12 protein-coding genes are annotated in these 9,849 nt (G+C 66.0%); 7 read left to right on the forward strand and 5 right to left on the reverse strand.

Annotated features, from left to right (window positions below):
- The first annotated feature begins 2 nt into the window (after nt 1-2).
- Complete coding sequence (locus DRB17_RS00910) at nt 3-476, forward strand: MarR family winged helix-turn-helix transcriptional regulator (RefSeq protein ID WP_114580280.1); 474 nt, start codon at nt 3-5, stop codon at nt 474-476.
- Here the strand turns inward: DRB17_RS00910 and DRB17_RS00915 are convergent.
- The 3 genes from DRB17_RS00915 to DRB17_RS00925 are packed head-to-tail and all read right to left on the reverse strand — an operon-like array spanning nt 460 to nt 2,680.
- Complete coding sequence (locus tag DRB17_RS00915) at nt 460-1,179, reverse strand: LrgB family protein (RefSeq protein WP_114580281.1); 720 nt, start codon at nt 1,177-1,179, stop codon at nt 460-462. The genes DRB17_RS00910 and DRB17_RS00915 overlap by 17 nt on opposite strands.
- Nucleotides 1,180-1,193: 14 nt before the next feature.
- Complete coding sequence (locus DRB17_RS00920) at nt 1,194-1,571, reverse strand: CidA/LrgA family protein (protein ID WP_114580282.1); 378 nt, start codon at nt 1,569-1,571, stop codon at nt 1,194-1,196.
- Complete coding sequence (locus DRB17_RS00925; RefSeq protein WP_114580283.1) at nt 1,568-2,680, reverse strand: mandelate racemase/muconate lactonizing enzyme family protein; 1,113 nt, start codon at nt 2,678-2,680, stop codon at nt 1,568-1,570. The genes DRB17_RS00920 and DRB17_RS00925 overlap by 4 nt, the downstream gene beginning before the upstream one ends.
- 131 nt (nt 2,681-2,811) lie before the next feature.
- Here DRB17_RS00925 and DRB17_RS00930 point away from each other — a divergent pair, with 131 nt between their 5' ends.
- Nucleotides 2,812-4,023: an iron-containing alcohol dehydrogenase gene (locus tag DRB17_RS00930; RefSeq protein ID WP_114580284.1), complete on the forward strand. Its 1,212-nt coding sequence runs from the start codon at nt 2,812-2,814 to the stop codon at nt 4,021-4,023.
- A gap of 3 nt (nt 4,024-4,026) precedes the next feature.
- On the opposite strand, the gene DRB17_RS00935 is transcribed toward DRB17_RS00930, so the two are convergent.
- Together DRB17_RS00935 and DRB17_RS00940 are read right to left on the reverse strand one after the other, a co-directional pair.
- The gene (locus tag DRB17_RS00935) at nt 4,027-4,596 is read right to left on the reverse strand and encodes a thermonuclease family protein (protein WP_147274770.1); all 570 of its coding nucleotides are present in this window, start codon (nt 4,594-4,596) and stop codon (nt 4,027-4,029) included.
- Complete coding sequence (locus tag DRB17_RS00940) at nt 4,526-5,758, reverse strand: acyl-CoA dehydrogenase (protein WP_114580286.1); 1,233 nt, start codon at nt 5,756-5,758, stop codon at nt 4,526-4,528. Before DRB17_RS00940 ends, DRB17_RS00935 begins: the two co-directional genes overlap by 71 nt.
- Nucleotides 5,759-5,792: 34 nt before the next feature.
- Between DRB17_RS00940 and DRB17_RS00945 the strand changes: the two genes are divergently transcribed.
- The 5 genes from DRB17_RS00945 to DRB17_RS00965 all read left to right on the forward strand — a co-directional run bounded on the left by DRB17_RS00945 (nt 5,793) and on the right by DRB17_RS00965 (nt 9,740).
- Nucleotides 5,793-6,116 (forward strand): DUF6898 family protein, encoded by a 324-nt coding sequence (locus tag DRB17_RS00945; protein ID WP_241503699.1) that lies wholly within the window; start codon nt 5,793-5,795, stop codon nt 6,114-6,116.
- 124 nt (nt 6,117-6,240) lie between these two features.
- Nucleotides 6,241-7,023, forward strand: a complete 783-nt coding sequence (locus DRB17_RS00950) for an ABC transporter ATP-binding protein (RefSeq protein WP_114580287.1) — start codon at nt 6,241-6,243, stop codon at nt 7,021-7,023.
- Nucleotides 7,024-7,140: 117 nt separating this feature from the next.
- Entirely contained in the window at nt 7,141-7,845 is a 705-nt protein-coding gene (locus DRB17_RS00955) for an ABC transporter ATP-binding protein (protein WP_114580288.1), read from the forward strand.
- Between the two features lie 22 nt (nt 7,846-7,867).
- Complete coding sequence (locus tag DRB17_RS00960; protein ID WP_114580289.1) at nt 7,868-8,731, forward strand: branched-chain amino acid ABC transporter permease; 864 nt, start codon at nt 7,868-7,870, stop codon at nt 8,729-8,731.
- 1 nt (nt 8,732) lies between these two features.
- Nucleotides 8,733-9,740 carry a branched-chain amino acid ABC transporter permease gene (locus DRB17_RS00965; RefSeq protein WP_193725713.1) on the forward strand — a complete coding sequence of 336 codons (1,008 nt, stop codon included), beginning with the start codon at nt 8,733-8,735 and terminating at the stop codon, nt 9,738-9,740.
- The last annotated feature ends 109 nt before the right edge of the window (nt 9,741-9,849 follow it).

A 9,849-nucleotide genomic window follows, 5' to 3' on the forward strand; every position in this document is an offset into this window, starting at 1 on the left:
CCGTGAAAGGTTCCTACCTCGAAACGATCGCGCTGATCGAGCGTCTGCATCGGCAGTGCATGGAGGTGGTCAAGGCCGAACTCGACCGTCTCGGTGTTCGCGACCTTAACGCCGTGCAGGCGATGATTCTGTTCAACCTGGGGGATTCCGAGCTGACCGTCGGCGAGCTGACGCAGCGCGGCTACTATCTGGGCTCGAACGTCTCCTACAACGTCAAGAAGATGGTCGAGGCCGGCTACCTCAAGCAGGAGCGTTCGCCGCACGACAAGCGTGCCACGCATCTCAGTTGCTCGGACAAGGGCATGGAGATCTGCAAGCAGCTCGACAAGCTGTTCGGTGTCCATGCCGAGGATCTGTCCGGCAACGGGATTGACCGGCAGGCCTTGTCCACGGCCAACGACTCCCTGCATCGGCTGGAAGGCTACTGGGCGGCGGCGCGCATGGGAACGCGCTCTCCGTTCACCACAGCAGCCTGATCAGCAGAGGCAGTAGCACGGCCGTTGCCACGGCGTTGAGGCCCATCGCCAGACTGGCAAAGGCACCGGCAACTTCGCTGAGCTGCAATGCCCGGGCGGTGCCGATGCCGTGGGCGGCCACGCCGATCGCAAATCCCCGCGCGCGCCAGTCGCGGATGCGCAGCGCGTCGAGGGTCCAGGTCGTCAGCACCGCGCCCAGGATTCCGGTCAGGATGACGAATACGGCCGTGAGCGACGGCAGGCCGCCGATCTGCTCGGAAATGCCCATGGCGATGGGCGTGGTCACCGATTTCGGCGCCAGCGAGGCCAGGGTGCGCTCGGTGGCACCCAGAAGCCATGCGATGCCGACCGCCGTGGACGCGGCCGTCACCGTGCCCGCGACCAGCGCGACCGTCAGCGGCAGCGCCGCCCGGCGCATGTGCTTCAGGTTGTTGTAAAGCGGCACGGCCAGCGCCACCGTCGCCGGTCCCAGCAGGAAATGCACGAACTGCGCGCCCTCGAAATAGGTTTCATAGCTCGTGCCGGTCAGCCACAGCAGAGCGACCAGCGCCACGACCGCGAGCAGGACCGGGTTGGCGATGGGCGACATGCCGGCCTTGCGGTAGACCCATTGCCCGGCCTGATAGGCGACCAGCGTGACGGTCAGCCCCAGGAGCGGCTGCTCGGCCAGGTAGACCCAGATCTGACGAAGCTCGCCTTCCATATCCGGGTGTCCGCCTAGCCGTCCTTCCGGGCGGCCCCGAGTGGACGGTCCCCGGTCAGGTGCGAGAGTCCCACCATGACCAGCGCCGTGACCGCGATGGTGAGGACCGTACTAATGACGAGCGACGCGGTGATGGGCACCCACTCCTCGGCCACCAGGCCGAGATAGCTCATGACCCCCACGCCAGCAGGAACGAACAGAAGCGACAGGTGCTGCAGCAGGCCCTGCGCCGTTCGCTGCAGCTCATCGGGCACCCCGCCACGGAGGGCCAGCCCGGTGAACAGGATCAGCATCCCGATCACCGGCCCCGGCAACCCAAGCTCCAGCACCCGCGCCACAATCTCCCCCACAAGCTGACAGACCAGAAGAAGCGTTACAAAGCCGAGGTTCATGTCACCTCCGTCGCCGCCAGGCGGTCCCCATCCAGTTCGATGCCGAGCCCCGGCGTTTCCGGCAGTTGCAGCCAGCCGTCGCTATCTACTTCGACCGGTGCGGTCAGCGGGAAGTCCCGGCGCTCGGGTGTCCACTCCGGCGGGTCGAACGGAAACTCAAGGTAGGGACAGCCGCCGACCCCCGCTGCCAGATGGGCGTTCGCCAGCAGGCCGATGCCGTTGCCCCAGGTGTGCGGTGATATTTCCAGGCCCCGGTCGCGCGCGGCCTTGAAGGCGCGCGACAGGCCGCCGATGCCGCTGCAGACGACGGCGTCCGGCTGCAGCACGTCGAGACAGCCACGGTCGGTCAACTGATGGACGTCGTGAATCTCCCGCGCCATCTCTCCGCCCGCGATGCGCAGGTCCACGGAGTCGCGTAGCCGCGCCATGCCATCGAAGTCCCCACGGTGCAATGGCTCCTCCAGCCAGAAGACGTCGAGGTCTTCAAGCTCGCGCGCGCAGGCCAGTGCCTCCTTCAGCGTCCAGGGTTCGGCCGTATCCCAGGGCATCCGCCAAGCCTGATTGCAGTCCACCATGATATCGATGGCGTCGCCCAGCGCGTCGCGTACCGCCTCGACCATCTTCAGGTCCTCGCGCCAGTGCGGTCGATGGAAGCGCAGCTTCAGGGCCGGGTACCCCGCCCCCTTGATCGCGGCGGCGGTGGCGACAGTGTCCATCTTCCCGCGCAAGACGCCGGTGGAGGCATAGCAGCGCAGCCGGCCGCCCGTCGCGCCGCCGAGAAGGCGCCAAACCGGCTGTTCGGAGACCTTGCCGAAGAGGTCCCACAACGCGACCTCGAACGGCCAGCACCGGCCGTAGTGGAACGACAGGTTGTCGATGACGCGGGCATGGCGCTCCAGGTCGCGCGGATCGCGGCCGATGAAAAGCTCCTCGTGCCCGGCAAAACCCGGCATGGTATCGCCGCTGCCGACACCTGTCAGACCCTCGTCCGTCTCGATCCGCACGATATCGGTTTCGAAGGCATGACGCGGCCGGCTGTCCCAGGCCGGCGGGAAGGGCGGATCGAGGCGCAGGCGATGCCGGCTGTGCCGTATGCCGGTTATCTTCATCGGCTAAATCTCCCAGAGGAATGGCGTCGCGGACTTTGTGCGCGGTTCGAGCGATCGTCAACGACGAGACGGGAGACAACCCGTCTCACTTTTGTTATAAATCTTAACAGAAGTCAGGCGGGGCGGCGCAGATGACGAACAGGGACACATATACAAATTCAAATATAGAAACCAGCGGCGGCAACGAAGGCACCCTTGTCGCTTATGGCAGAGGGCGCGCGACACGGCTGGCGACGGACGTCGCCGGCCTGAGCGGGGAAGGCTCGCGAGTCATACTGATTGCCGATCCGGAGATCGCGCAGGCGGACTTGTTGCAGGGGGTCTCCATTAACCTTGCGGCCAGCGGCTGCGAGGTCTGGCTGAATACCTCCATTGCCGGTGAGCCCAAGGCAAAGGATGTCGACACGGCGATAGAGCAGGCGCGCGATCATCGCGCCGATATCGTCGTCGCCGTCGGCGGCGGATCGGTGATCGACGTGGCCAAGCTGGTCGGCGCGCTGGCGGTCGACGGGCAGGGGGTCGGCGCTTACGGCCTGGGGGCGAAGGCGTTCCCCGACCGCCGCTTGCCGGTCATCGCCGTCCCGACGACGGCGGGCACCGGCGCCGAGGTGACACGCACCTCCATCTTTGCCGCGCCCGACGGGACCAAGCTGTGGGCCTGGGGCGAGGGGCTGCACCCGGAGGTCGCGGTTCTCGACCCTGAACTGACGGTGACGCTGCCCCGCGGTCTGACGGTGGCGACCGGCGTCGACGCCCTCGTACATGCGGTTGAGGCGACGACCAACCGGACCTTCCTGCCGGGAATCGACCTGCCGGCGATGCAGGCAATCGGCCTGGTGCGCCGTTATCTGCCGCGCGCGGTGGCGCAGCCGGACGACCTGGAGGCGCGCGGCGCCATGCTGCGCGCGGCTTGCTTAGCGGGCAGGGCGATCGACCGGGCCGGAACGGGCGTCGCGCACGCCCTGGGCCACGCCCTGGGCTCGCTGGCGGGCGTGCCGCACGGACGGGCGGTCGCACTGGGCCTCGACGCGGCGTTGAGCTGGAATGCCGAGGCGGCACCGGATCGCCACGCGGCTGTGGCGGACGCCTTTGGGCTTCAGGTGGATCCCACGGCAAGCGACGAGGCGCTAGCGGACGAGCTTGCGGCGGTCTTCAACCGCTTCCTGCGTGAACTGGAGCTGCCGGTCTCGCTGGCGGGCGACGGACTGGCCGAGAAGGACGCCGAGCGTGTCGCCGAAGCGACCTTGCGGCCGGAGAATGCGCCGATGCTACAGGCCAACTGCCGGCATGTCGGCGAGGCGGAGGCGCTGTCGCTGTCGCGCGCACTGCTGACCGCGGACTAACCGTCAGCGAACGCTTTCCACCTGGAATCCCCAGATGCCGAAGCCGCGCGTCCGCGCGATCCGCTCCAGCGTGTGGTACTCGAACGGGGCATAGGGTGCGGCCACGGCCCAGCCCTCGCGCAGCAGATAGGCCGCCAGATCCTCGCCCGGATCGAATTTCGTCATCCCCTCGCGGCAGATCGCCAGCGGCATGCCGTCGCGGTCGCGCCCCTGGATCTCGCAGGTGACGAAGCGCTGGATGCGCTGCTCCAGCGCGATGGCCGCGCGCGTTCCGCACCGGGGCGGGTTGAAAAGCGTGAGGCACTCCTGCCCGCTGTCGGGAATGAATATACCCCAGAGCCGCACGTGCCGCCCGGCGACCTTCAGCGTGGCATCCGGCTGCACCAAGGCGTAGCTGCGGAACTCCGACGCGGCGGGCGCGGCCGATCCCAGTATCAGGGCGAACGTGCCCAGGACGGCCGCAAAGCGCCGGAGCGGCAGGCCATGCCTCGACCGCCGAAGCTCAGGAGAAAGCCTGAAGCCCCGTTTGTGCGCGCCCGAGGATGAGGGCGTGGACGTCGTGCGTGCCCTCATAGGTGTTCACCGCCTCCAGGTTCATGACGTGGCGGATGACGTGGTACTCGTCTGCGATCCCGTTCCCGCCGTGCATGTCGCGCGCGGTCCGGGCGATGTCCAGCGCCTTGCCGCAGGAATTGCGCTTGCACAGGGAGATCATCTCCGGCGCGGCCCGGCCTTCGTCCATCAGCCGGCCGAGGCGCAGCACAGCCTGCAAGCCAATGGTGATCTCGGTCTGCATGTCGGCCAGCTTCTTCTGGATAAGCTGGGTCTGGGCCAGCGGCTTGCCGAACTGCTTGCGTTCCAGAGTGTAGCCGCGCGCCGCGTGCCAGCAGAATTCGGCCGCGCCCAGGGCACCCCACGATATGCCGAAGCGTGCCCGGTTCAGGCAGCCGAACGGCCCCTTCAGGCCCTCCACGTTGGGCAGCAGGTTCTCTTCCGGAACGAAGACCTCGTCCATCACGACCTCGCCGGTTGGCCAGGCACGCAGGCTGAACTTGCCCTCGATCGCGGGCGTTGACAGCCCTTTCATGCCCTTTTCCAGGATGAAACCACGGATCTTGCCGTCGTGCGCGTCGCTCTTGGCCCAGACGACGATGACGTCGGCCAGCGGCGAGGAGGTGATCCACATCTTCGCGCCTGAGAGACTGTAACCGCCGTCGACCTTCTTCGCCCGCGTCTTCATGCTGCCGGGATCGGAGCCCGCGTCGGGTTCGGTCAGGCCGAAGCTGCCGACCCATTCGCCGGCAGCCAGCTTGGGAAGGTATTTCCGCCGCTGCTCTTCGGTGCCGTAGGTCAGGATCGGGTACATCACAAGTGAGGACTGCACGCTCATCGCCGAGCGGTACGCGGAATCGACGCGTTCCACCTCGCGGGCGATCAGGCCATAAGACACATAGTTGGCGCCCGCGCCGCCATACTCGGTGGGCACGGTAGCGCCGAGCAGGCCAAGCTCGCCCATCTCGTTCATCATCGCGCGGTCATGCGTCTCGTGCCGGTTGCCCTCCAGCACGCGCGGCAGCAGCTTCTCCTGGCAATAGGCGCGTGCCGTGTCGCGGATCATACGCTCATCCTCGTCGAGCTGCTCGTCCAGCAGCAGCGGGTCGTCCCACTGGAACTGCGGCTTGGACTGGGCGGGCGCGCCGCCTTCGGTCTTGCGGGCCGGCTCGGCTGGGGTCATGGCGATCCTCGGTTGATTGCTGGGACATTGGCTGATGGTTGCCGCTATCTTAACGTTGCAGCGCGGCAATGAAAGGGGCAGGCGCATGGTGGCCGCGTGCGCGCTGCGTTATGATGACGCCGTTCGATCGGGTGAGGGCATGCGCGAAGACAGGGTTATCATCGAATTTCTGCCCCAAGGCAGGTTCGTCAAGGTTTCGGCGATGGATCCGCAGACATTGACGGAAGTCACCATCGTTGGGGATGCGGCGCGTGGGGAGGAACAATTAAAACGTGCAGCCCTCAACAAGCTGCGCTATGTGCTGGAGCGCGACGGCGGCGGTCGCGGTCCGGCACGGGGTTCGGGAGGCGGGAAATAAAGTTTCGCCTCTTGCTCCCATTGTCGTGGTCGTCTATAGGTCCGCACGCATTGCAAAACGGCCATGCAATGACAGCGCGACAGGACCGGGCACAAGGTCGGGCAGCGCGGGGAACAGGGGCGCGATGATTGAGGTTCGCGACATCGTCAAGCGGTTCGGTGGGCTGGTCGCGGTCGACCACTGCTCGCTGGAGGTCGGCAACGGCACCATCACGGGCCTGATCGGTCCGAACGGGGCCGGTAAGTCGACGCTGTTCAACACCATCGCCGGCTTCATCAAGCCGGATGGCGGGCAGATCCTGCTTGACGGGGAGGATGTGACCGGCCTTTCGCCGCACAAGCTGTTCGAGAAGGGGCTGGTCCGCACCTTTCAGATTCCGCATGAACTGACGCGGATGACGGTGCTGGAAAACCTTATGATCGTTCCCGCCAATCAGTCGGGCGAGAACCTGTTCAACGCCTGGCTGCGCCCCGGCAAGGCGAAGGCCGACGAACTCGCGGTGCGCCGGCGGGCGAATGAGGTGCTGGAGATGCTGCAGCTCACGCACCTCCGGCACGAGCTGGCTGGGAACCTCTCCGGCGGACAGAAGAAACTGCTGGAGATCGGCCGCACGATGATGACGGAGCCACGGGTTGTCCTTCTGGACGAGCCGGGCGCCGGGGTGAACCGCACGCTGCTCGGCAAGCTGTCCGAAGTCATCCAGACGCTGAACCGCGAGCGTGGCTATACCTTCTGCATCATCGAGCACGACATGGACCTGATCGCACAGCTCTGCGACCCAGTAATCTGCATGGCGCAGGGCAAGGTACTGGCGCAGGGAAGCATGGACGAGATCCGCCGGAACGAGGCGGTTCTGGAGGCTTACTTCGGCGGCGGCGCGGCGACGGCGGCCGATGCGACGGCCTAGCGGTCCGATGGGGGTTGCTAGCTTCAGGTCACGGGGGCGTGCGACCGACAAGAATGAAAAGTCGGTGGCCCGGCGGCGTGCAGACATCGGGGCTACGATGGGGTGCAGGGGAGCGGAATGAGCCTGCTGACGGTCGAGAACATCCGCGCCGGCTACGGCGACGTGGATATCCTCAACGGTGTCCAGATGAGAGTCGATCGAGGCGAGATCGTCGTCATCATCGGTCCGAACGGCGCCGGCAAGTCGACGGTGATGAAAACCATCTTCGGTCTCGTGAAGGTCCGCGAGGGCCGCATCGTCTTCGAGGACAAGGAGATCACGAATCTGCGGCCCGATCAGGTGGTGCGCGCCGGCCTTTGCTACGTTCCGCAGGAAAAGAATGTGTTCCCGACGCTTACCGTCGAGGAAAACCTCGAGATGGGCGCGTTCATCCGCAACGACGACTTCTCGAAGGAGCTGCAGAAGGTCTATGAGCTGTTCCCCGCGATGTACGAGAAGCGCCGCCAGCCGGCAGGCGCCTTGTCGGGCGGGCAGCGCCAGATGGTGGCGATGGGCCGCGCGCTGATGCTGGACCCGCGGCTGATCCTGCTGGATGAGCCGACGGCGGGCCTCGCTCCCGCGATCGTCGACCTGATGTTCGATAATATCCAGAAAATCAACGGCCTGGGGGTCAGCATTCTAATGGTGGAACAAAACGCCAAGCAGGCCTTGGCGATGTCGCACCGTGGCTACGTGCTGGCCACCGGCCGCAATCGCTTCGAGGACACCGGGCGCAATCTTCTGGCCAACCGCGAGGTGGCCGAGATGTTCCTCGGCGGCTGAAGAGCTTGGGTGGGACACGGCAATGGCGGAGTTTCTACAGCTCACGGTCTACGGCATCGTTCTGGGGAGCATCATCTCCCTCGGGGCGATCGGCTTGTCCCTGGTGTATGGAATCCTGCGGTTTCCGCACTTCGCGCACGGGGACTTGATCACGCTTGGCGCCTATCTGGCGTTCGTGCTGGTCACGACGATGGGTGCGCCCGTCCTGGTGGCATTGCCCGTCGGCGTGGCCGGCACGGCCCTGGCGGCCGTGGCCATCGATCAGGTGCTATACCGGCGTTTGCGTAGGGTGGCGCCGGTCATCCTGCTGATTTCTTCGGTCGGTGTCGCCCTGATCCTGCGCAGTGCCATCCAGTTGATCTGGGGGCCCAGCAATCAGGTCTACGCGACCGGTATCCAGTTCCCCTATCGCTTTGCCGGCGTGAACATCAAGCCGGATCACCTGATCATCGTCGGCGGGACGATCCTGCTTGTCGTGGCGCTGCACCTGTTCCTGCAGAAGACCAAGGTGGGCAAGGCCATGCGGGCGATGAGCGACAACGCCGATCTGGCGCAGGTGACGGGGATCCGGGTGAACTCCATAATCATCTGGACCTGGATCATTGGTGGCGGGCTGGCGGCGGCCGCGGGCATCTTCCTTGGCATGGATACGCGCCTGCACCCGGTGATGGGCTGGCGCATCCTGCTGCCGGTATTCGCCGCCGCGATCCTGGGCGGTATCGGGCGGCCCTATGGCGCTATCATCGGCGGGCTCGCAATCGGGCTGGCGCAGGAGTATTCGACGACCGTAATATCGCCGTCCTACAAGCCGGCCGTGGCCTTCGCACTGATGGTCCTGATGCTTATCGTCCGGCCGACGGGCCTGTTTGCCGGTAGGAAGGTGTAAGATGGGCGGCATCCTGGAATATGCGGTCTTCTCGCTGTCGCTGGTCGGCATCTACGGCATCCTGACCCTGGGCCTGAACGTCCAGTGGGGGATGACCGGCCTGTTCAACATCGGCGTTGCGGCCTTCTTCGCGATCGGGGCCTACACAAGCGGTATCCTGACGACGCCGCCCACCGACGCGCATCTTGGCGGCTTTGCGCTGCCGATACCGGTCGGCATGGTGGGCGCCATTGTCGTTTCGGGCATCATGGCGTTCTTCGTGGGCATCATCACGCTCAAGCTACGCGCCGACTATCTGGCCATTGCCACGATCGGCATTGCCGAGATCGTTCGTCTCGCGTTGAAGAACGAGACCGAGATTACCGGTGGCGTGCGCGGCATGCCGGGCATTCCCCGACCGTTCGACGAGATGTTGGGCGGCCAGTACGAGCTGGCCTTCCTGATCATGCTGCTGATCCTTCTGGGCGTGCTTTTCATCGGCCTGGAAAAGGCGCGGACGTCGGCCTGGGGGCGCGTTCTGCGCGGCATCCGCGAGAACGAGGACACGACGCTGGCCGCCGGCAAGGACGTGGTCAACTTCCGCCTGCAGGCGTTCGTTCTCGGCTGTTGCGTGATGGGCTTCGCGGGCGCGCTCTATGCGCACTTCATCTCGTTCATCAGCCCCGACGCCTTTAAGCCGATGCTGGCGACCTTCCTGGTGTGGGTGATGCTGATCGCCGGGGGCAGCGGCAACAACAAGGGTGCGCTGCTGGGGGCCGTGGCGATCTGGGCGATCTGGTCCGGCACCGAGATCATAACGGGCATGCTGCCGGCCGACCTCACAACGCGGGCTGGCGCCCTGCGCGTTCTGCTGATCGGTGTGCTGCTGGAGGTGATCCTGGTGACCCGTCCCGAGGGGCTGCTGAGCGAGGCGGGCGAGCGCATGCGCATGATCCGCAGGGAAGCCCGCCGCGATAAGCTGGCGGAGGACCGCGGCGCCTCGGGCGCACGTAGCAGCGCTGGAGAGTAGCGCCGGCGGGTTGCCGTTTTCGCCGTCCGTAGGGCGCGGCGGCCGATCATCCCCTCTGGCTGCCTGACAGCGGCCTGCCTCCCCCGCCGCGGAGACGCAAGGAAGAGTC

It is taken from the genome of Ferruginivarius sediminum (assembly GCF_003344765.1).
GTDB lineage: Bacteria > Pseudomonadota > Alphaproteobacteria > Kiloniellales > Rhodovibrionaceae > Ferruginivarius > Ferruginivarius sediminum.

Excerpts from the sequence above, each read along its gene's own strand:
- DRB17_RS00920 (WP_114580282.1), bottom strand. The coding sequence starts at position 1,571 with ATGAACCTCGGCTTTGTAACGCTTCTTCTGGTCTGTCAGCTTGTGGGG.
- DRB17_RS00945 (WP_241503699.1), top strand. The coding sequence starts at position 5,793 with ATGGTTGCCGCTATCTTAACGTTGCAGCGCGGCAATGAAAGGGGCAGG.
- DRB17_RS00965 (WP_193725713.1), top strand. The coding sequence starts at position 8,733 with ATGGGCGGCATCCTGGAATATGCGGTCTTCTCGCTGTCGCTGGTCGGC.
- DRB17_RS00940 (WP_114580286.1), bottom strand. The coding sequence starts at position 5,758 with ATGACCCCAGCCGAGCCGGCCCGCAAGACCGAAGGCGGCGCGCCCGCC.
- DRB17_RS00930 (WP_114580284.1), top strand. The coding sequence starts at position 2,812 with ATGACGAACAGGGACACATATACAAATTCAAATATAGAAACCAGCGGC.
- DRB17_RS00955 (WP_114580288.1), top strand. The coding sequence starts at position 7,141 with ATGAGCCTGCTGACGGTCGAGAACATCCGCGCCGGCTACGGCGACGTG.
- DRB17_RS00950 (WP_114580287.1), top strand. The coding sequence starts at position 6,241 with ATGATTGAGGTTCGCGACATCGTCAAGCGGTTCGGTGGGCTGGTCGCG.
- DRB17_RS00960 (WP_114580289.1), top strand. The coding sequence starts at position 7,868 with ATGGCGGAGTTTCTACAGCTCACGGTCTACGGCATCGTTCTGGGGAGC.
- DRB17_RS00925 (WP_114580283.1), bottom strand. The coding sequence starts at position 2,680 with ATGAAGATAACCGGCATACGGCACAGCCGGCATCGCCTGCGCCTCGAT.
- DRB17_RS00935 (WP_147274770.1), bottom strand. The coding sequence starts at position 4,596 with ATGAGGGCACGCACGACGTCCACGCCCTCATCCTCGGGCGCGCACAAA.
- DRB17_RS00915 (WP_114580281.1), bottom strand. The coding sequence starts at position 1,179 with ATGGAAGGCGAGCTTCGTCAGATCTGGGTCTACCTGGCCGAGCAGCCG.